At 36.9% G+C, this 22,042-nt stretch carries 18 protein-coding genes; 14 read left to right on the forward strand and 4 right to left on the reverse strand.

The features are described 5' to 3' along the window. Nucleotides 1-71: 71 nt before the first annotated feature. The 3 genes from L1967_RS00525 to L1967_RS00535 are packed head-to-tail and all read left to right on the forward strand — an operon-like array spanning nt 72 to nt 3,142. Complete coding sequence (locus L1967_RS00525) at nt 72-1,157, forward strand: hypothetical protein (RefSeq protein WP_249599760.1); 1,086 nt, start codon at nt 72-74, stop codon at nt 1,155-1,157. 34 nt (nt 1,158-1,191) lie between these two features. Further along, nucleotides 1,192-2,022 (forward strand): YjbH domain-containing protein, encoded by an 831-nt coding sequence (locus L1967_RS00530; RefSeq protein ID WP_249599761.1) that lies wholly within the window; start codon nt 1,192-1,194, stop codon nt 2,020-2,022. Beyond that, the gene (locus tag L1967_RS00535; RefSeq protein ID WP_249599762.1) at nt 2,009-3,142 is read left to right on the forward strand and encodes a YjbH domain-containing protein; all 1,134 of its coding nucleotides are present in this window, start codon (nt 2,009-2,011) and stop codon (nt 3,140-3,142) included. Before L1967_RS00530 ends, L1967_RS00535 begins: the two co-directional genes overlap by 14 nt. A gap of 7 nt (nt 3,143-3,149) precedes the next feature. On the opposite strand, the gene L1967_RS00540 is transcribed toward L1967_RS00535, so the two are convergent. Then, complete coding sequence (locus L1967_RS00540; RefSeq protein WP_249599763.1) at nt 3,150-3,773, reverse strand: metallophosphatase domain-containing protein; 624 nt, start codon at nt 3,771-3,773, stop codon at nt 3,150-3,152. A 9-nt stretch (nt 3,774-3,782) separates the two neighbouring features. Then, on the reverse strand, nt 3,783-4,007 hold the full coding sequence (locus L1967_RS00545) for a hypothetical protein (protein WP_249599764.1): 225 nt from the start codon (nt 4,005-4,007) through the stop codon (nt 3,783-3,785). 182 nt (nt 4,008-4,189) lie between these two features. On the opposite strand from L1967_RS00545, the gene L1967_RS00550 reads away from it, so the two are divergent. Beyond that, nucleotides 4,190-5,716: an AsmA family protein gene (locus tag L1967_RS00550; protein WP_249599765.1), complete on the forward strand. Its 1,527-nt coding sequence runs from the start codon at nt 4,190-4,192 to the stop codon at nt 5,714-5,716. Here L1967_RS00550 and L1967_RS00555 read toward each other — a convergent pair. Next, nucleotides 5,713-6,540, reverse strand: a complete 828-nt coding sequence (locus L1967_RS00555) for a universal stress protein (RefSeq protein ID WP_249599766.1) — start codon at nt 6,538-6,540, stop codon at nt 5,713-5,715. The genes L1967_RS00550 and L1967_RS00555 overlap by 4 nt on opposite strands. A 159-nt stretch (nt 6,541-6,699) precedes the next feature. Here L1967_RS00555 and rimP point away from each other — a divergent pair, with 159 nt between their 5' ends. The 3 genes from rimP to infB are packed head-to-tail and all read left to right on the forward strand — an operon-like array spanning nt 6,700 to nt 11,261. Beyond that, complete coding sequence (gene rimP / locus L1967_RS00560; RefSeq protein WP_249599767.1) at nt 6,700-7,164, forward strand: ribosome assembly cofactor RimP; 465 nt, start codon at nt 6,700-6,702, stop codon at nt 7,162-7,164. Nucleotides 7,165-7,174: 10 nt separating this feature from the next. Continuing rightward, entirely contained in the window at nt 7,175-8,407 is a 1,233-nt protein-coding gene (nusA, locus tag L1967_RS00565; RefSeq protein WP_249599768.1) for a transcription termination factor NusA, read from the forward strand. A 46-nt stretch (nt 8,408-8,453) separates the two neighbouring features. Next, nucleotides 8,454-11,261: a translation initiation factor IF-2 gene (gene infB / locus L1967_RS00570; RefSeq protein ID WP_249599769.1), complete on the forward strand. Its 2,808-nt coding sequence runs from the start codon at nt 8,454-8,456 to the stop codon at nt 11,259-11,261. 159 nt (nt 11,262-11,420) lie between these two features. Here infB and L1967_RS00575 read toward each other — a convergent pair whose 3' ends face one another. Beyond that, nucleotides 11,421-11,810 (reverse strand): SPOR domain-containing protein, encoded by a 390-nt coding sequence (locus tag L1967_RS00575; RefSeq protein ID WP_249599770.1) that lies wholly within the window; start codon nt 11,808-11,810, stop codon nt 11,421-11,423. 225 nt (nt 11,811-12,035) lie between these two features. Between L1967_RS00575 and L1967_RS00580 the strand changes: the two genes are divergently transcribed. The 7 genes from L1967_RS00580 to L1967_RS00610 are packed head-to-tail and all read left to right on the forward strand — an operon-like array spanning nt 12,036 to nt 22,030. After that, entirely contained in the window at nt 12,036-13,385 is a 1,350-nt protein-coding gene (locus L1967_RS00580; protein ID WP_249599771.1) for a c-type cytochrome, read from the forward strand. Nucleotides 13,386-13,432: 47 nt separating this feature from the next. Continuing rightward, the gene (locus L1967_RS00585) at nt 13,433-16,498 is read left to right on the forward strand and encodes a TAT-variant-translocated molybdopterin oxidoreductase (protein ID WP_249599772.1); all 3,066 of its coding nucleotides are present in this window, start codon (nt 13,433-13,435) and stop codon (nt 16,496-16,498) included. Nucleotides 16,499-16,531: 33 nt separating this feature from the next. Next, nucleotides 16,532-18,349 carry an NrfD/PsrC family molybdoenzyme membrane anchor subunit gene (gene nrfD, locus L1967_RS00590; RefSeq protein WP_249599773.1) on the forward strand — a complete coding sequence of 606 codons (1,818 nt, stop codon included), beginning with the start codon at nt 16,532-16,534 and terminating at the stop codon, nt 18,347-18,349. Between the two features lie 5 nt (nt 18,350-18,354). After that, nucleotides 18,355-18,882: a DUF3341 domain-containing protein gene (locus L1967_RS00595; RefSeq protein WP_249599774.1), complete on the forward strand. Its 528-nt coding sequence runs from the start codon at nt 18,355-18,357 to the stop codon at nt 18,880-18,882. A 5-nt stretch (nt 18,883-18,887) separates the two neighbouring features. After that, the gene (locus L1967_RS00600) at nt 18,888-19,562 is read left to right on the forward strand and encodes a c-type cytochrome (protein WP_249599775.1); all 675 of its coding nucleotides are present in this window, start codon (nt 18,888-18,890) and stop codon (nt 19,560-19,562) included. A 33-nt stretch (nt 19,563-19,595) separates the two neighbouring features. Continuing rightward, nucleotides 19,596-20,960: a quinol:cytochrome C oxidoreductase gene (locus L1967_RS00605; RefSeq protein WP_249599776.1), complete on the forward strand. Its 1,365-nt coding sequence runs from the start codon at nt 19,596-19,598 to the stop codon at nt 20,958-20,960. Nucleotides 20,961-20,995: 35 nt separating this feature from the next. Further along, nucleotides 20,996-22,030, forward strand: coding sequence for a cytochrome c oxidase subunit II (locus L1967_RS00610; RefSeq protein WP_249599777.1), 1,035 nt, complete (start codon nt 20,996-20,998; stop codon nt 22,028-22,030). The last annotated feature ends 12 nt before the right edge of the window (nt 22,031-22,042 follow it).

The following is a 22,042-nucleotide window of genomic DNA, read 5'->3' on the forward strand; positions in this document are numbered from 1 at the left end:
TTTATCTTCGACAAATGTTTTAAATGAATTTACAACTTAACAGATAATTATATTAACTTAAACCAATGCTTATGAAAACGAATTTTAACAATTCATGGCGAAGAGCGGCCTTTTTCGCTTTTTTAATTTTGACATCAGTTACATTGTATAATTGTAGTGATGATGATGATAACCCTGGGCCAGTTATTACTGGAGAAGAAGTAAAAAAGGAATTTGAGGAAGGTGTTGAAGAAATGCCTGAATTAGAGGATGAGGATCCTACAGTAACTGAGCCTGATGTTGAAGCTGAGGTTGCTACCCCTGAGGCAACAACTACTGCAGCGGCAGATTTTAAAGCAGCAACAAGTACTGATGATTTGAGTGCAGAAAGTAAGGCAATTTATAATAGTCTTCAAACAACTAATGCAAATGTTCCTCAAAGTGCAAAAACTGTTGCTTCTACTTTGACAGAAGATCAGATTGCAGGGATGTTAGATATTGATCAGGATTTACCTTCTGATGTTCAAGCTGATGTTGATGCTATCATTGCGGCTATACCGGCTGATATTATGGCTTTGTTACCAGAAATCACCTTTGATTTTGGAACTAGCGCAACGGCTTCTGTATATGGGAAAGATGGTATTCAAGTATTGAATGTAGGTGTTGAATTGGATCCTGTAGCTCAGGTTGTGGATGCACCTTGTGAAGATATATATCGTGAGGCTTATGATGAAATAATTGCTACCCGTCAAGCAACACGTGATGATCAATTAGCAACCATTTTAGCTAACTTTAATAGAAGAATGGAAGCTGCAGGTACTAGATATACAACAAGAATAGCGGAAATTGATGGTGATGCTGATGCCTTCGCTGCTGAAATTGAAATAGTTGCTGATGAATTTTTAGCCGCTGCAGCAGGTTTAGACGTTGCTGAGGAAGAATTAAAGTTGATGGCATTTTTAGTTGCTTTGGAAGGAAGAATGGAAATTCAGACTTGGTATGATGCTGCTGAAACTGTTATCAATGCAGCAAAAACTACTGAAGAGGCTGCTACTCAGACAAGAAAAGACGAGAAGGATGCTGCTGTGACTGCCAATTATCAGATAGCTAAAGAAGATGCAGATGCTATTTTAGCCGATGGTTTGGCCAACTGTCATAATCAGGGATCTGGTTCTTAGTCAATAATATAGAAGCATAATTATATTAAAATATATGTTACAAGAAAACCTGTTGTTTAAATCTTTTATTAAAACAACAGGTTTTTTGTTTTTATTGCTTTTGTCTATTTACGGATATAGTCAGAACAATTTTTTAGGTAAGCCAGGCTACATGACCATCCCTACCGCAGATTGGAAGGATGGTCATGAACTTGGCTTTTCTTATGGTTTTATACCAGCGGCCTATTCAGATGATACTTTTAGTCCAGGATCGGAAGAAAACGATGTTGATGTTTATAGTGTTAGAGTTAAGCTTACCCAGTTTATGGAGGTTAATTTTGGGATTTTTTATCGGTCCGAAATTTCTGATAAGATTGGAGTGGGGGATCGTCAGTTAGATTTTAGGTTCAGGATACTAAAAGAAAAGCAGTATTGGCCTGCCATTGTTTTAGGGTGGACACCTCCCGGGTCTAGGTCTCCTGTTATTTCACATGATTATTTAGTGGCTACTAAGAATTTTCAATCCTCATTAGGGAAATTTCAGGTTTCTTTAGGTTATGGTTCTCCTTATTTTCTTTATAGAAATTTAGAAGATGATAACAATTTTTGGGAAAGTCTGCAGTTTAGAAAAAAGCAATCGTTTGGCAATAATACATATTTAACAGGTGTTTATGGTGGGGTTTCTTACGAACCTTTACATTTTTTAGGAGCGAGTCTGGAATATAATACTTCTACCTTTAATGCCGGTGTGTATGCAAAACTATGGAATGAGCACATTATGTTGCAAGCCTATACTTTTGAAGGAAAAGAGCTAGCTTTTAATATTAACCTGCAATTTTCACTACATTTTTTACCCAGATCATTAAGAAGATATGAAAAGAAATAATGTCCTTTTTGTTTTATTCTTTCTGATCACCTTGGCATTTTCAGGTCAGGAGCTGGAAAAAGCACTCTATGATGAGGGTTTTGAAAATGTGCTTATAGAAGAAAAAGAAGATACTCTAAAAATATTTTTTGAGTTCAGGGAGTTCAGGAGTCCATATCATAGTATGCGCTTTGCAAATGATATAGTCTCAAGCTTTGTAGAGGGAAAGCATATAGAATGGATTCCGTTGCACCATAATGTGCCTATTGGGAAATATAATGCAGATTCCTATAATTTTAATACCCTATCTTCTGCGGATTTAGAATTTTATAATGCAAATAATAGACCCTTTAAAAATTATCGATTTAATATTAGGATAAGGCCTTTTGTGGCTGCCAGGTTTGGATATTATTCGAGTCCATTTCAAACGGTGTTTGATGCTATTGTAGATACTCGAATTTATCTGGCCAAAGGGTTAAGCGCACAAACCGGTTTGGTTATTCCTATTCAAAATTCTTTAAATAATACGAGTATGGAGTCTCGTGTTGCTCCTAGTATGATTAGTTATTTTACCCAATTTAAGCCTGGGCATTTCGCTAATATTTCCTATGGCACCTATCATAACGATCGCTACGGTCTGGATGTGCAATATCGATATGGGCTGCCCTCTAAAAATTGGAGTGTAGGTATAGAAGCTGGTTTAACGGGATTTTATTATGAGGATGGGTTTAGGGATGTTATATTCTCAAATATGAGTAAAGTACATTTTTTGGCAGACATCGAGTATCATTTACCGATAGAAAACCTTAATGTGAGGGCAAGTGTAGGTCGATTTATTTATGAGGATTTTGGCGGTCGGGTAGATCTTATAAAACAATTTGGACTTGTTGATGTAGGTCTTTTTGGTACGTATACCCAAAATGGGGCTACGGCTGGTTTTCAATTTGCGATCCCTATTTTTCCTGGTAATATTTTTAAAACTAAAAAAGTTCAGCTTAGAACTACCGAGGAGTTTCGATGGGAATACACCTATAATAACGAAGATCGTGTAGGTCTTAAATATAGAATGGGAGCTCCAAGGCTGGTAGATGTCTTGAGGCAATATCGTGTTGATTTTATTCAGTCTTTAAAGGAGCAGTAGCTTTCTTTTATAGCTCAACAATACTTATTCCATTAATCAGTCTATTTTTGCTATCCATTACGGCTGAATTTATAAATAGAGTAGGCCCAATGTTTTTCTTTCCGAAGTCATCGTGAACATGGCCAAACAAATGTAATTGCGGTTTTATGTCTACTATTTGCTTTAATAATTCTTCACAGCCAATATTCTTATACGTTTTACTTTCATCTAAAATCCCGTAAGGAGGTGTGTGGGTAATTAGGATATCAGTATTATGTGGAATTAGGTTCCATTTTTTCCGAATCGTCCTTCCTCTTTCAAGGTTAAATGCCCAATTTCCATTCCCAGGCGTGTAAGGACTTCCCCAAATTTTTAAGCCTTCAATTGTAATTCCTTGATCTTTTAAATAATGAATGTTTTTTGGAATAAGGTCTTTTAGGTGATTACGATGTTTTTCTAAAAAGAAATCATGATTTCCGGCAACTAAAATTTTATACCGATGTGGTTGTTTTGAAAACCATTGTAGAAAATTTAAGGTTTCCAGTCTTGTGCCGCCTTCTGTAAAGTCTCCACAGTGAATAAGAAAGTCTCCTTTGGGGATTTCTAAATTCTTATGCTTGTTATGAGTGTCTGAAATTGAAATTAAGCGCATAGGCCAATTTTATTCGCCATCAACAACACCATCTTCCTGCTCTTGGGAAATATAATCTTTATCTACCGGTAAAAATTTATTAGTGATTTTGGTAAGTGCGAATGCAATAATTACTGCAGTAAAGGCAAAAAAGATGAACTTTACCAGTAAGCTATCGCTCATAGCAAAACTGTAAAATGCTAAGAAAATCTCAGCAATAATAAACAGTATTTTTATAGATAGCTTTAAAATCATTGGTTATTTAGTTAATAATTGCAAATATATATCCTAATCCCGGTTATTGTGTAACAAATTATCAGCTTTGACTTAAATTTAACGTGTCCATTTTATTCAAAATCGACTTTTTAGTTAAATATTCTTAATCTTACGTACCGCTGGGTTTAAGTATCGTAAATTTCAATTAAAAGCCTTTTATTTTGAAAAAGAAAATTAAAGTATTTATACCAATATTGGTCGTTTTAATCTTGCTTTTTATTGTTGGATTATTTCTCAATTCTTTTGTCGAGAAAAAGGCTGTAAGCTTACTTCAGGAACAGTTGCCAGAATTAAAATTCGATAGACTCCAGGTGCAGGTTTTTAAAAATAGTGCTGAATTATCGAAAATTCGTTTAAAGCGAGGAGAGGTGAATATCCGTTCAGAGAAATTAGAAGTTAGCGGATTGGATTACTGGGAATTTCTCATTGAAAACAATATTGAACTTAATACTATCGAAATTAGTGATCCCGAAATAATCTATCGCGCTGAAAAAAATAAGTCGAAGGAAAAAGACGCTATTGCGACAAAGGGGAACTCGACTTCAAAAGAGCTTAATAAGCGTATTTCAGTTGAAAAGATTATGCTGAATCATGGGAATTTTGCTTTGTTGGATAGTGTTTCTGAAGAAAAAATGAAGGTGAAAACTTTCCATTTTCAGCTTAATAATTTACAAATAGATGGTGTTAGTATTCAAAAAAAGATTCCATTTGAGTTTGAAAATTTCAACTTAGATGCGGATTCAATTTCCTTGAAGGTGGACGAAAGACATATCATGCAGGTGGCTAAAGTTGAGCTTCAGAAAAGAAAAAGTTTGGTAAAAGGACTGTTGTTAAAATCGGTTTATTCGAAAGAAGAATTTCAACAAAATACGCCTATCGAGAAAGATCGTTATGACTTAACCGTTGATAGTCTTGCGATTGAAGATCAGGATTTCGGTTTTAAAAACGATAGTCTTTTGTTTATGGCCTCAAGATTTTTAATTCATAAAGCAGATTTTCAGATATACAGGGATAAAACCCTGCCCGATGATACCAGCATAAAACCGATGTACAGCGAAATGTTAAGAAAATTGCCATTTTTGCTTAAACTGGATACTTTAAAGGTAGGAAATACAAGGATAGTTTATGAAGAGCGTATAAAATTAGATCGGCCGCCGGGCAATGTTGTATTTAAAAATGTACAGGGAGAAATATCTAATCTTACTAATTTTAGTAATAAAGCCGAGTTTCCTACGACCAGGGTTATTGCGAATGCCGATTTTATGAACCAGGCACAGTTGCAAATAAATTGGGGCTTTAAAGTGAACAACCTAAGTGATTGGTTCTCGATTTCTGGAAAAATGGGGACGCTATCAGCTAAAAATATGAATGGCTTTTTAAAATCGGGGATGAATGTGAAAGCAGAAGGTGATATTACTAATATGGATTTTAATTTTTCGGGGAATCGAAATGTGGCTACTGGTGGAGTGGATATAGCTTATAAGGATTTTAAAATCGAAGTACTAAAAAAAGATGGCACCCAAAAAAGTGGAATATTAACCACCATCGCCAATGTTTTTGTAAAACATAATGGCGAAAGTGGTGAAAATGTAAATAAGGGTTTAGAGATAACCCGAGATAGAACTAAATCTTTTTGGAATTACTTTTGGTCCTGTATAAAAAAAGGAGCGCTTAAAACCTTTACCTAAATTTTAAAGGTAATCACAGGTCGTTTAGCGTGGTTTACCAGGTCTTCGCTAATGCTTCCGTTAAAAAAATGAGCTAAACCTTTGCGACCATGTGTACTTATGCCTATGAGATCGGCCTTAATTTTCTCGGCAAAATTTAAAATCCCCTTTTCCACACTAATATCATTATAGATATGTTTTTTGATGGTGGTAAGTCTCATTTCTTGTAGAAACTCCTCTAAATCTGCATAAGCTTGCTTGGTGGTTGTGAAATTGTTTGGTGTATTTACAAAAAGCAGATGTAATTCGGCCTCAAAAAGCTTCGAAAATTCAATGGCTTTTAAAAGCGTTTTTCTGTTATTGATTTCAGTATCGGTGGCAAAAATGAACTTTTCAATTTTAAAATCTTTCGACTCTTCTTTAATTACTAATACTGGTATTTCAGATTGACGAATCACTTTTTCTGTATTCGATCCTATAAACATTTCCTGAAATCCGCTGCTTCCGTGAGATCCCATAACGATAAGGTCGCACTGATTGTTTTTGGCAAATTCTGTAATCCCTTTAAATGCGTAATTAAATTGCACCGCTTCGTTAACCGGAATATCGTTTAGGTATTCACTTTGTTTGATTTTACTGAATTGAAGATGAGCCAGCTTCATAAAATATAATGCTTCAGGAACATTTTGGCTGTTTCCCTGCACAGGATCAATTAGGTTTAAGGGGAGATCCAGCATATGAAGCAAATAAATTTCAGCTTCAAACTTTTTGGCAAGTATTGCGGCGGTTTTTAAAGCATTTTCAGCTTCTTTGGAGAAATCTGTAGGTACAAGAATTTTTTTCATTTCGGGCAAAATTTAAATTTTTTGGTTCGTATCTTAAATTTACAAAGTTTTTTGCCTAAATGCCTGGTTTTCTTTCTCGGGAATTATTATTATATTTGCAACGTTGAAACTAAAAAAGTACAGCGAGGGGACATAAAGTCCCCTCTTTTTATAACCAGTATGAAGTTGAAGGAGAACGTAGAAAAGTTGCTACAAGAAGCATTTGAAGAGAATAATTCATTATTTTTGATTGATCTTATTGTAACACCAGATAATCAGATAAGAGTGGTTATCGATGGCGATAAAGGTGTCTCTGTTGAAGATTGTATGTATGTTAGCCGTAAGGTAGAGCATAATTTAGACAGGGAAGAAGAAGATTTTTCTTTAGAAGTAACGTCGGCCGGAGTATCTGAGCCACTACAAATTCCCAGACAGTATAAAAAAAATATTGGCAGAAAGTTGCAGGTTAAAACTGAAAATGAAAAATTTGAAGGAAATTTAATCGATGCTACAGAAACTGATATTAAACTTCAATGGAAAGCACGTGAACCGAAACCTGTTGGAAAAGGAAAGGTGACGGTAGAGAAAGAAGCTGTATTAGAATATTCAGCAATTGTTGAAGCAAAAGTTATGATAACATTTTAATTGTTTTAGTATGGAAAATCTCGCCTTAATAGATTCATTTTCAGAGTTTAAGGATGATAAGTTGATAGATCGTGTCACTTTGATGGCGATCTTGGAAGATGTTTTTAGAAATGCTTTAAAAAAGAAGTATGGTGAGGATGATAACTTTGATATCATTGTAAACCCTGATAAGGGAGATTTGGAAATCTGGAGAAACCGTGTGGTAGTTGCCGATGGTGAAGTTGAAGATCCAAATCAGGAAATATCACTTACGGAAGCACGTAAAATTGAACCAGATTTTGAAGTTGGGGAAGATGTTTCTGAAGAAGTTAAATTAAAAGATCTTGGGCGTAGAGCGATTTTGGCATTAAGACAAAACCTTATTTCTAAGATTCATGAACATGATAATACAAATATCTATAAGCAGTTTAAAGATCTTGAAGGAGAGATTTATACGGCTGAAGTTCATCATATAAGACACCGTGCAATTATTCTTTTGGATGACGAGGGGAACGAGATTGTTTTGCCAAAAGACAGGCAGATTCCTTCAGATTTCTTTAGAAAAGGAGAAAATGTACGTGGTGTTATTGAGAGTGTTGAATTAAAGGGGAATAAGCCGAGTATCATTTTATCCAGAACAGCACCAGCATTCTTGGAGAAATTATTTGAGCAGGAAATTCCTGAGGTTTTTGATGGTTTAATTACCATTAAAAAAGTAGTTCGTGTACCTGGCGAAAAAGCAAAAGTAGCGGTAGATTCTTACGATGATAGAATCGATCCTGTAGGAGCTTGTGTTGGGATGAAAGGATCAAGAATTCATAGTATTGTACGCGAACTTGGTAATGAGAATATTGATGTGATCAATTATACAAATAACGACCAGTTATTTATTACAAGGGCGTTAAGTCCGGCAAAAATCACATCGATAAAAATTGATGAAGAAAACAAAAGGGCTGAAGTAATGCTAAAGCCTGAAGAGGTTTCTAAAGCTATTGGCCGTGGAGGGCATAATATTAGACTTGCTGGCCAGTTAACAGGTTACGAAATAGATGTATTTAGAGAAGGTGTAGAAGAAGATGTTGAATTGTCTGAATTCTCTGATGAAATCGAAGATTGGGTAATCAAGGAATTTGCAAAAATTGGTTTAGATACTGCTAAAAGTATTTTAGAGCAGGATGTGAATGACCTTGTAAGACGTACCGACCTGGAAGAGGAAACCGTTCGTGAAGTGATGAAAGTGCTTCGCGAAGAATTCGAAGAATAATTTATTGTAGTTAATAAACAAAAGAGGTTAATTTAGAGGGCAATTTATGGCTGAAGCAAAAACAATGCGATTAAACAAAGTATTACGTGAATTCAATATTTCGCTAGATCGGGCTGTAGAGTTTTTAAATTCTAAGGGGCATGATATTGAAGCACGTCCTACTGCTAAAATCTCTCAGGAGACTTATCAGGTTCTTTTTGATGAGTTCCAGACAGACAAAAGCAAAAAAGTAGCTTCTAAAGAAGTAGGGGAAGAAAGGAAAAAGGAGAAGGAAGAGCTGCGTTTAGCCCGCGAACGCGAGCAAGAGGAAAAGAGAAAAGAACAGGAGAAAAAGGAGCAGGAAAAATTAAGGGAAGAGCAAGAGCGAAAAAAGCAGGAGCAGGAAACCCTAACTTCCCGCACCAAACTTTCTGGTCCTAAAACTGTTGGAAAAATAGATCTGGATAAGCCTCAGGTTGAGAAGAAGAAAGAGGAGCCTAAGAAGGAAGAAAAGCAAGAGGAAGCCAAGCAGGAGAAGCCAGCCCAAAAACCTGTGGAAGAAAAGCCAAAGCCAAAGCCTGAGGTGAATAAAAACCAGGATAATGCCCCTAAAGATCAACCTAAGCAAGAGCCTAAGAAAGATAAAGATGAAGCTCAGGTGAAAACTGAGACTTCTGAAAAAGGAGAGGATTCTAACCGTATAAAAACTAATTATACAAAATTAGATGGCCCTAACTTTACAGGAGAAAAGATCGACCTGTCTAAATTTAAAAAGCCTGCTAAAAAGAAAGACGATAAGAAAACTGCGGCATCTAATGATGATAAGAAAGGAAACCGTAAGAAACGTCGTAGAAGAATTAGCAAGGATGTAAAGGGCGGCCCTAATCAGGGTGGAGGAAATAACAATAATAACAACCGTAAAGGTCGTAATAATAAACAGCGTAGCAGGCCTATCACCAAAGAAGAGCCTAGCGAAGAAGAAGTACAAAAGCAGGTAAGAGAAACTCTGGAAAAACTTCAGGGTAAATCTAGTAAAGGTAAAGGTGCTAAATATCGTAGAGATAAAAGGGATCAACACCGCCAGCGATCAGAAGAAGATCTTGCAAAACAAGAGTCAGATTCTAAGGTGCTTAAAGTTACCGAGTTTGTGACCGTTAGTGAAGTTGCAACCATGATGGATGTTCCGGTAACGAAGGTAATTTCAGCTTGTATGTCTCTTGGTATGATGGTGACAATGAATCAAAGACTAGATGCAGAGACCCTTTCTATTGTTGCAGATGAATTTGGTTATGAAGTGGATTTTGTAACGGCAGATGTAGAGGAAACTGTAGAAGTGCAGGAAGATGCTCCAGAGGATTTACAAGAAAGAGCGCCAATCGTTACTGTTATGGGGCACGTAGATCATGGTAAAACATCACTTCTGGATTACATTCGTAAAGAGAATGTAATTGCAGGCGAAAGTGGTGGTATTACGCAGCATATTGGGGCTTATGGAGTAAAATTAGATGGAGGCCAAAAAATAGCCTTCTTGGATACTCCGGGTCACGAAGCCTTTACAGCAATGCGTGCTCGTGGTGCACAGGTGACAGATATCGCTATTATTGTTATTGCTGCAGATGATGATGTGATGCCTCAGACTAAAGAGGCGATTTCACATGCTCAGGCCGCAGGAGTGCCTATAGTATTTGCTATTAATAAGTCAGATCTACCAACTGCTAACCCAGAAAAGATTAAAGAGAAGTTAGCTTCTATGAATCTTTTGGTTGAAGATTGGGGAGGTAAAGTACAGTCACATGATATTTCTGCTAAAACAGGAATGGGTGTGAAAGAGTTATTAGAAAAAGTACTTCTTGAAGCCGAGATTCTTGAGCTTAAAGCGAATCCTAATAAAATTGCTAATGGTACAGTAGTAGAGGCATTCTTGGATCGTGGTCGTGGATATGTGGCTACAATACTTGTACAGGCAGGTACACTTAAGATTGGTGATTATGTACTGGCAGGTCGCCATAGTGGTAAGATAAAAGCGATGCACGATGAGCGGGGTAATGAAATTAAAGAAGCTGGACCATCAACTCCGGTTTCTATCTTAGGTCTGGATGGTGCGCCACAGGCCGGTGATAAGTTTAAAGTGATGTTAGACGAGCGTGAAGCAAAAGATATTGCTGCTAAACGTACACAATTACAGCGAGAGCAGAATGTTAGAACTCAGCGCCATATTACTTTAGATGAAATTGGACGTCGTATCGCATTAGGTGAATTTAAAGAATTGAATATTATCCTGAAAGGTGACGTGGATGGTTCTGTAGAAGCCTTAACAGATAGTTTCCAGAAACTTTCTACTGAAGAAATTCAGGTGAATATTATTCATAAAGGTGTAGGTGCGATTACTGAAAGTGACGTGTTGTTAGCTTCGGCTTCAGATGCGATCATTATCGGATTTAATGTTCGTCCTGCAGGTAATGCAAGACAGGTTGCTGATAAAGAAGAAATAGATATCAGAACGTATTCTATCATCTATGATGCGATCAATGATCTTAAAGATGCGATGGAAGGAATGCTTTCTCCAGAGCTTAAGGAAGAGATTACTGGTACTGCTGAAATCAGAGAAACCTTCAAAATTTCTAAGGTTGGTACAATTGCTGGTTGTATGGTTACTTCCGGTAAGATTTATAGAAATGCAGGGGTGCGTTTAATTAGAGATGGTGTTGTTGTCTATACTGGTGAACTAGCTTCACTTAAGCGCTTTAAAGATGATGTTAAAGAGGTCGCTAAAGGCTATGACTGTGGTATGCAGGTTAAAAATTATAATGATATCAGAGAAGGAGATGTTATCGAAGCATTTAGAGAAGTGGAAGTTAAGAAAACGCTTAAATAGCAAAGAGATTTTATAAATTGAAAAAGGCCGCATTTGCGGCCTTTTTTTGTTCTAGTAGTCATCTTCTTGTTTCTATGCCATAGTAAGAAAAATGATGGCTTATAATGATTAATATCATATTAAATTAACCTCCTTTTGACTCGTGCTAAATTGAAGAAATTACTTTCTTTCTGGTTTAGGGATAAAAGCAGATGGATAAGTCTCTTTAATCACTAAAAGTGCTCTGTCGGCTTCTAATCGATTTCTGAAATTTCCCACCCAAACCTTATAATTAGGAGCTTCATATTTAATGCGAGCCGGGTATTCATATAGGGCTTCATAATCCTTTATTCTATTACTGGCATCCCCATTACTCCCACTAAATAGCTGAATTACATATCGGTCGCCTATATTATGCGATTTTTGTAGCTCTGTTTTTGTTTGGGATAATTCATTAATCATATCGTTTTGGGAGATGTTAATTTTTGCGGAATCGTCTTGGCTAAAGGCTGCGTAGGAAAGACAAAGCGTTGTGCTAAGTAATAAGTTTTTAAGGCTTAAAATATTCATAGTTATGTTTTTATAAACAAATGTAAAACTAAATAACTCTAATTCTATATAAAATATTATTTAGAACTAATATAAATTAAGTATTAACGCTTCTCTAACATAAACAAAATCCAACTTAAGTATTACTTTTGTGCCTGAATTTAATGGTGCGATTCTAAAGTTTTTACGTACAGATTTTAATCTTAAAAACCGTACCAAAGTTTAGACGTTAATTCAACTTATAATATGAAAAAGGTGAAATACCGCCACTCAACTTCGCGACTGCTCTTAATTGTAGCACTTTTTCTTTCGTTTACTGTAACGGGTTTTGCTCAGGATTCTACAGCTGTAGATGCTGGAACGCCAGAGACAGCTGCCGATAAGGCAGATGCATCTGCCTCGGCTGAATTAGGTGATCCTGCTGCTGGTAAAGGTTTATTTAATTCTTTATGTGCAGCCTGCCACAAGCCGTATTCGGCTAGTATTGGTCCTGCTCTAAATGGGGTTACTTTAAGACATGATAAAGAATGGATTTATGCATGGGTTAAGAATAACGCTGAGTTAAGAGCTTCTGGTGATGCAGATGCTGAAGCAATTTATCAGGAATACAATGGTACTGCGATGCCAGCTTTTCCTCAATTGTCTAATGAAGATATAGATAATATTCTTGCTTACGTAGAGCAACCTAAACCAGAGCCGCCGGCAGCTACAACTGCAGGTGCCGGTGCAGAAGGTGAAGGTGGATCTGGTGGGGGTGTTTCCGTAAATATCATTCTGGGTATTCTTGTTTTCGTTTTAGTGATGTTGCTAGTCGTATTGTTCTTGGTGAACAAGACGTTGAAAAACTTTGCAGCGGCTAGTGGAGTAACATTACCAGAGAAGCCATCCAGAAAGCCAATTTGGAAAGCATTCGTAGAAAACCAATTTTTAGTTTTGGTGTTTTCTATAGTAGTGCTACTTGGTGTGGGTTATTTTGCTTACGGATACTTAATGCAGGTAGGTGTAGACCAAGGGTATCAGCCAATACAGCCAATACATTATTCGCATAGAATTCATGCTGGGGATAACGGTATTGAATGTAAATATTGTCACTCTTCTGCCAGAGTTTCTAAAACTTCAGGAATCCCATCTTTAAATGTATGTATGAACTGTCATAAAGCAATTTCAGAAGTTGCTCCAGAGACCGCTACTGCAGAACATTCAAAAGAATTTTATGATGGTGAGATTGCCAAGTTATATGATGCGGTTGGTTGGGATCCTTCAACCAGAACCTATTCAGGCGAGCAAAAACCGGTAAAATGGGTTAGAATTCATAATCTTCCAGATTTTGTGTATTTTAATCACTCTCAGCACGTATCTGTAGCTGGAGTGCAGTGTCAACATTGTCATGGTCCTATCCAGGAAATGGAAGTAGTTCACCAGGAAGCTCCACTTACTATGGGATGGTGTATTAACTGTCACAGAGAGACTGGTGTTCAAATGGAAGGTAACGAGTATTATGAAAAGATACACGAAGAGCTTTCTAAAAAGTATGGTGTAGAAGAACTTACCATTGCAGAAATGGGAGGTCTTGAATGTGGAAAATGCCACTATTAATAACTGCGGTTGCAGATATAAATTAAGAAGTTAATATCTAGATATATATGTCATCAAACAAAAAATACTGGAAAAGTGTTGAAGAGCTAAAAGGTAGTTCTGTTGTTGAGACGCTAAAACAAAAAGAGTTTGCTGAAGAAATTCCCGTGGATGAGTTTCTTGGGGATAAGGATTCCCTAAGTAATTCAAAAACATCTAGAAGGGATTTCTTGAAGTATGTTGGATTTAGTACTGCTGCAGCTTCGTTAGCTGCATGTGAGGGGCCGGTTGTGAAATCTATTCCTTATGTGGTGCAGCCAGAGAGAATTGTTCCTGGTGTTGCTAACTATTATGCTTCAACCATAGCTAATGGATTTGATTTTCAAAGTGTTTTGGTGAAAACCCGTGAAGGTAGACCCATAAAAATTGAAAATAATGACCTTGCTAAGGTAAAAGCTGGTGGAGGTGCTCGTGTTAACGCTTCAGTTCTTTCGTTGTATGATAAAAAGAGGGTGAAGCGCCCAATGATTGATGGGAAGAATGTTTCTTGGGAAGAATTCGATCGTCAGGTTGGTGCTGCAATTAATGGTGTTTCAGGAGATATTGTTCTATTAACACAAACATTTGCAAGCCCAAGTACAACTAAGTTGATTCAGGAATTTAGTGCTAAATATCCAAATGTTAAACATGTGGTTTATGATGCGGTTTCTGAAGATGCAGCCCTTTCTGCTTTTGAATCTAGATATGGAAGAAGGGCATTGCCAAATTATGATTTTACCGAAGCTGAGACTATAGTTTCTATAGGAGCTGATTTTCTTGGTGATTGGCAAGGTGGAGGGTATGATGTAAGCTATGCTAAAAGTCGTATCCCAAAAAATGGAAAAATGTCAAGACACGTGCAATTCGAATCAAACTTGTCTTTGGCAGGTGCGAAAGCCGATAAACGTGTTCCTGTAAAACCATCTCAGCAAAAAGCGATTCTTGCTTCTTTGTATGGTTATATTGTAGGTGGTAGTTCTACAAGTGAGCTTCCCTCAAATATAGATGATGCTGTAGTTAAGGCGGCAAGTCAGTTAAGAAAATCGGGGAGTAAAGGAGTTGTTGTTTCTGGTATTCCAGACGCAGATGCTCAGTCACTGGTGTTAGCTATAAATGAAGCATTAGGTAGTTCAATAATGGATACCAATAATGCACGTATGACGCGCCAGGGTAACAGTGCTCAGGTGGCTGAATTAGTAAAGCAAATGAACTCTGGTAGTGTAGGTGCACTTATGATGGTTGGCGTAAACCCAGCGTATAGTTTGCCTAATGCAACTGAGTTTGTTGAAGGATTAAAAAATGTTGAAGTGTCGGTTTCATTTACTATGAAAGAAGATGAAACTGCCAAACTTTGTAAATATATAGCTGCTACTCCTCATTATTTGGAGAGCTGGGGGGATATTCAATTTACGGATAACCAATTTAGCTTAATGCAGCCAACGATTAGACCATTATTTGATACACGCCAGTTTCAGGAATGTTTGTTAAAATGGTCAGGAAATAGCCAGTCGTACCATGATTATATTAAAGAAACATGGTCTGGTAATTTAAATGGTGGTTGGAATCAAGCTTTACATGATGGAGTTTTTGAAGGTTCTAGCCCTGTAGCTGTGACATCAGCTGAAGGTATTACAGCTTCTAATAATGATGCATCATCCTTAAGAAAACTTAGTGCTTCTTCACAGGAAGAAAGTGAGTTTGAACTTACACTTTATACCAAAGTTTCTATGGGTGACGGGGAACAGGCTAATAACCCTTGGTTGCAAGAGCTTCCAGATCCTATTACCAGAACAACATGGGATAATTACTTAATGATTTCAAAGGTAGATGCCGATAAGCTTGATCTTGAAAATGAAATTGTTTCTAATGGAGCTTTAAACGGTAGTTATGTAAATGTTACTGTTGGAGATACTACTGTAAAAAATGTTCCTGTTATTATTCAGCCAGGTCAGGCTAAAGGTTCTGTAGCATTAGCTTTAGGATATGGTAAGAAAGAGGGAATGCAAAAAGAAATGCAGGTAGGAGTGAATGCTTACCCGCTGTATAAAAACTTTAGTGCATTTCAAAATGTTAGTATATCGAAAGCAGAAGGTGTTCACGAATTCGCTAGTGTGCAAATGCAAAGTACCTTAGCTGGTCGTGATGATATTGTTAAAGAAACCACCCTTTCTGTTTTAACTTCTAAGAGTAAGCATGAGTGGAACAGTGTTCCTGAAGTAGACTATAATCATCAGGAAATTCCTGTTAGTGATAAAAAAGCTGATATCTGGAGATCTTTTGATCGTAGTATTGGTCATCACTTTAACCTGTCAATTGATCTTAATGCCTGTACGGGTTGTGGAGCATGTGTTATATCTTGCCATTCTGAAAATAACGTACCTGTTGTTGGTAAGGATGAAGTTAGGAAGTTTAGAGACATGCACTGGTTAAGAATCGATAGATATTATTCTGCAGGAGACACGTTTGTAGAAGAGCAAGAAAAGCTTAAGAATCTTCCTGCTTTTGATACTTACGATGTTATCGAAGATCCGTCTTATGATAACCCTCAGGTTGCTTTTCAGCCTGTAATGTGTCAGCACTGTAACCATGCACCATGTGAAACAGTATGTCCGGTTGCGGCAACTTCTCATGGTCGCCAGGGGCAAAACCAAATGATTTATAACAGATGTGTCGGTACAAGATATTGTGCTAACAACTGTCCTTATAAAGTAAGAAGATTTAACTGGTTTAATTACGCTCAAAACGAAGAATTTGATTACCACATGAATAACGACCTAGGTCGTATGGTGTTGAACCCAGATGTTGTAGTTCGTTCTCGTGGGGTTATGGAGAAATGTTCTATGTGTATTCAAATGACGCAAAAAACAATTCTTGATGCGAAGCGTGAAGGAAGACCTGTTAAAGATGGTGAATTCCGTACAGCTTGTTCAGCGGCTTGTGATACTGGAGCAATTGTGTTTGGAGACGTTAACGATGAAGAGTCTAAAGTTTCTAAATTACAAAAAGATGATAGAACTTATCATTTACTTGAAAGTATAGGTACAAAGCCAAACGTAATGTATCAGGCTAAGATTACCAATACCGCTGAAGCATAATAATTAAGTAATAAGAATCAATTTTAAAGAAATATGTCGTCACATTACGAAGCACCTATAAGAGAACCTCTTGTTACCGGAGAGAAAACTTATCATGATATAAGTGTTGAAGTAGGAGCGCCTGTACTTGGTAGAGCTAATAAGACCTGGTACATTGTATTTACACTTGCCTTAATTGCATTTTTGTGGGGATTAGGTTGTATTATTTACACCGTTTCAACAGGAATCGGAGTTTGGGGATTGAACAAAACCATTGGTTGGGCCTGGGATATTACCAACTTCGTTTGGTGGGTAGGTATTGGGCACGCCGGAACGTTGATATCTGCAGTATTATTGTTATTTCGTCAAAAATGGAGAATGGCAGTAAACCGTTCTGCAGAGGCCATGACAATTTTTGCGGTGGTTCAGGCTGGTTTATTCCCTATTATCCACATGGGACGTCCTTGGTTAGCCTATTGGGTATTACCAATTCCTAACCAGTTTGGTTCTTTATGGGTTAACTTTAACTCGCCACTGTTATGGGACGTGTTCGCAATTTCAACCTATTTATCGGTATCACTTGTTTTCTGGTGGACTGGTTTACTTCCAGATTTTGCAATGCTTCGTGATAGAACAACAAATGAATTTCAAAAGAAAATATACGGCATACTAAGTTTTGGATGGAGTGGTCGTGTAAAAGACTGGCAGCGTTTTGAAGAAGTTTCTTTAGTACTTGCTGGTTTAGCAACGCCTTTGGTACTTTCTGTACACACCATTGTATCGTTTGACTTTGCCACATCAGTAGTTCCTGGTTGGCACAGTACCATTTTCCCACCTTATTTCGTTGCCGGTGCGATTTTCTCAGGATTTGCGATGGTACAGACCTTACTTATTATCATGAGAAAAGTGGTTAACCTTCAGGACTATATTACGTTACTTCATATTGAATATATGAACAAAGTAATATTGTTAACCGGAGGTATCGTATCTGTAGCATATATTACTGAATTTTTTATAGGTTGGTACTCTGGGACCAGTTATGAAAATTATACTTATTTGTCTTTCGGTGCAGCAACAGGGCCTTATGCCTGGGCATTTTGGGCATTAATTATATGTAACTTTGTAGTGCCATTAACATTGTGGGTTAAGAAACTTAGAAGAAATATTCTTTGGACGTTTATCGTGGCGCTGGTAATTAATATCGGGATGTGGTTTGAGCGTTTTGATATTATTGTGATCGATTTAAGTAAAGGTAGAACGCCTTCTTCTTGGGCGATGTTCTCTCCTACTTTTGTTGATATTGGAGTTTTTATCGGTACTATAGGTTTCTTCTTTGTATTGTTCCTTCTTTATGCAAGAACGTTCCCTGTGATTGCTCAGGCTGAAGTAAAAACAATTTTGAAGTCTTCCGGAGAGTATTATAAAAATTTAAGAGCTAAACATGGTGATGATGTAGCCCATCATGTAGATAACGATCCAACTGCAAAAGAGCCTTCAGCAAATATTGAAGGGAAAAAAGATTTTTTTGGGGATACATCAACAGAAAAAGAGCCAGGTTCAGAGCATGTACCTACTGTTAATGCAGATGCTCTGGGATTAACCGAAGCACAGAAAGATCGATTGGATGCAATGCTTGCCAGAATAGGTACCTATAATCCTAAACTGGAGAGTGCTGATAATTTACAAAAGCTAAATGGTGTAGGTCCTTTATTGGAGCAGCATTTACATCAGGTTGGTATTTACAAATACGATCAGGTAGCTAATTTAACCAAGGATGATTACATATTGCTTGATGAAGTTATTGAAAACTTCCCTATTATCGAAAACAGAGGTGATTGGAATACTCAGGCAACTGAATTAAAAAATAAATAATCAAGATGGCATCAAAGACAATACACGCTATTTATAACGATGATGATCTGCTTTTACATGCAGTAAAGCAGGTTCGTGAAGCGCGCTATCATATTGGTGAAATTTATACACCTTTTCCTGTGCATGGCCTTGATAAGGCAGTAGGGGAGGCACCAACACGATTAGCTATAACTTCATTTTTGTACGGTATAACTGGATTATCAGTTGCTGTTTTGATGATGAATTATATGATGGTTCAGGATTGGCCACAGGATATTGGTGGAAAACCTAGTTTTTCTTTTCTAACCAATATGCCATCTTTTATTCCGATTATGTTTGAGCTAACTGTATTTTTTGCGGCTCACTTAATGGTGATTACTTTTTACATGAGAAGTAGATTGGCGCCTTTTAAAAAAGCTGAAAATCCAGATCCAAGAACTACAGATGATATGTTCTTGATGGAAGTAGACGCAACGAATCATAATGTAGAAGACCTGACGAAATTTTTATATGATACAGGTGCTGCAGAAATTAAATTAATTGACAATAAATAGACCAGATGAGAAGTTTATTTCATAAATCTTTAATCTTTGTTATAATCGCAGGTTTCTTAAGTTCTTGTGCAGGAGACAGGGATCGTAATTATCAATATTTCCCAGATATGTACCGTCCAGTACCTTACGAACCTTATGGCGCTTATGATATTTTTGCCAATCAACAGGAAGCTAAATTACCTGTAGATGGTACGATACCAAGAGGATGGATGCCTTATGATTATGAAGATACTCCAGAGGGTAGAGCAAATGCGAAAGCAAATCTTAAAAACCCGCTTCCTTATACCGAAGATAACTTAACTAAAGGTAAAGCATTGTATACCGTTTATTGTGCAGTTTGTCATGGTGATAAAGGTAATGGGCAGGGAACTTTAGTGGAAAGAGAAAAAATACTTGGTGTGCCTTCTTATGATGATCCAGGGCGTAGTATTACCGAGGGTAGTGTTTATCACGCCATGTACTATGGACTTAATAATATGGGATCTTATGGTGTGCAGACTAGCATTAAAGAACGTTGGCAGATTGATCATTATGTAATGAGTTTGAAGGATAAGCTTGAAGGTAAGCCGGAAAGAGCTTTTCAAACAAATACTGTAACTCAGGAGAATTCAGATAATCTTAATCCTGCAGAACCTGCTGAAGATCTTAGTCAACAAGACCAAACGCAATCTGAAGAATAATTAAATAGGAATATAGCTTTTAGATCTAGTAATATGTATACGCTTTCTAGTAAATTAAAATTAACTGCAATTATTCTAGTAATTGTTGGTGCCATAGGTTTGGTTTATGGATTTATTTCTACACCATCGAACGAAGAAGAATTGAAGGAATTATTGGCGGCAGATGCCCATGGAGAACATGGTGCTGAACACGAAGAAGCTTCAGCAACAACAGAAGAACATGGTACGGCTGTAGAAGCAGATCATGCGGCATCTTCTGAAGGGCATGGGGAAACTGCTCATGGAGAAGGTGAACATGGTGACTCCCATATGGAGCATTTATTGCACCAGTTTCAAACAAAACCATGGTCAGCAATCTTTGTTTCAGCCTTCTTTTTCTTTATGATTGCATTGGGTGCCTTAGTGTTTTATGCAATTCAGTATGTTGCTCAGGCAGGATGGTCTCCGGTATTATTCCGAGTAATTGAGGGTGTTACAAATTACCTGTTACCAGGATCTATTATTGTAGTATTGATCGTGATTTTTGCAGGGACTCATTTTTATCCCTGGCAAAACCATGAGTTGGTTGAAGAAGATGTAATTCTTCAGGGTAAATCGGGATATCTTAACTTTCCATTCTTTGTGATAAGAGCTATTATTTATTTAATTGGATGGAATTTATATCGATTTATATCGCGAAGAAATTCGTTAGCACAAGCTACTGCAACAAACCTTACTCCTTATAAAAAGAATTTTAAAGCTTCTGTATTTTTCTTGTTGTTCTTTGTGATTACAGAAACTACAATGGCTTGGGACTGGTTTATGAGTATGACACCACACTGGTATAGTACCCTTTTCGCGTGGTATATTTTTGCAAGTATCTTTGTATCTGCAATTACTGTTATAGCTTTAGTTACGATGTTCCTTAAAAAGGCTGGTCATCTTGAATTTGTAAATGACAGCCATTTACACGATTTGGCTAAGTTTATGTTCGCTTTTAGTGTATTTTGGACATACCTTTGGTTTGGCCAGTTCTTGTTAATATGGTATGCGAACATCCCAGAAGAAGTAACCTATTTTATCATCAGAATAGAAGAATATAACCTTCTTTTCTTTGGAATGTTAGTGTTGAATTTCATATTCCCAATCCTGATGTTAATAAATAGTGATTATAAGCGTATTCCATGGTTTGTGATGATGGCGGGTGTAGTAATCCTTATAGGTCATTATATCGATATTTTCTTATTGGTTATGCCTTCTACTGTTGGTCCTAACTGGTCTTTCGGTATTACTGAAATTGCAGGATTATTATTTTTCCTTGGATTGTTTATATTATTTGTTGGAACAGGACTGGCAAAAGAATCCTTATATCCAAAAGGTAACCCTTTCCTTAAGGAAAGTGAAAATTACCATTACTAATTAAAAGATTGATTGTTTAAAGAAGACTTTATAAAATGACCGTATTTTTAGTAATCATAGTATTAGCACTTCTTGCTGTAACGGGATGGCAGATTTCAAAAATATTTGAATTGTCAAAATCGCCTGATGCAGATACCACTCAGGTAGCTAACAACAAGGATAACGAGAACCAGGGGAAATTAATGATGGGGTTTGCCGTTTTCCTATATCTTTTAATGTTTTACTGTTTTTGGAGTTTTACTAATGTAACACTTCCAGATGCAGCTTCAGAACATGGTGGGAAATATGACAATCTAATGTTGATCTCAATGTTATTGATCATGTTTGTTCAGATTGTTACACAAGCATTATTACACTATTTTGCCTATAAATATCGTGGAGCGGAAGGGAAAAAAGCTTTGTTTTATGCAGATAACGATAAATTGGAATTTATCTGGACAATTATTCCTGTAATTACGTTAGCGGGTTTAATTATCTATGGTCTGTTTACATGGAATGACATCATGAGTGTTAATGAAGACGAAGACCCATTGGTAATCGAGCTTTATGCACAGCAATTTAGCTGGACAGCAAGATATGCCGGTGAAGATAATACCCTTGGTGAGGCGAATGTTCGATTCATAGAAGGAATTAATGCGCTTGGTATAGATAAAGAAGATTCTTATGCTCAGGATGATAAAGTGGTTAGAGAACTTCACTTGCCGGTTAATAGACCCGTGTTATTTAAGTTGAGATCACAAGACGTTTTGCACTCTGCTTATTTTCCACACTTTAGAGCACAGATGAATGTAGTTCCTGGTATGATTACTCAATTTGGATTCACGCCAACGGTAACTACAGAGGAAATGAGAAATAATGAAGATATTGTTGATAAAGTAGAGCATATTAACGATATTAGAAATGAGAAAGGGGATGATTCTTATGAGTTTGATTATTTCTTACTATGTAATAAGATTTGTGGACAGGCACACTACAACATGCAGATGAAGGTTATAGTAGAATCTGAAGCAGATTATGAAGCATGGTTAGCCGAACAATCTACCTTCGGTGAATCAATGTCTGAGGAATAAAAATATTAAAGA

The sequence above is a fragment of the Zunongwangia pacifica genome (assembly GCF_023499215.1).
Taxonomy (GTDB): domain Bacteria; phylum Bacteroidota; class Bacteroidia; order Flavobacteriales; family Flavobacteriaceae; genus Zunongwangia; species Zunongwangia pacifica.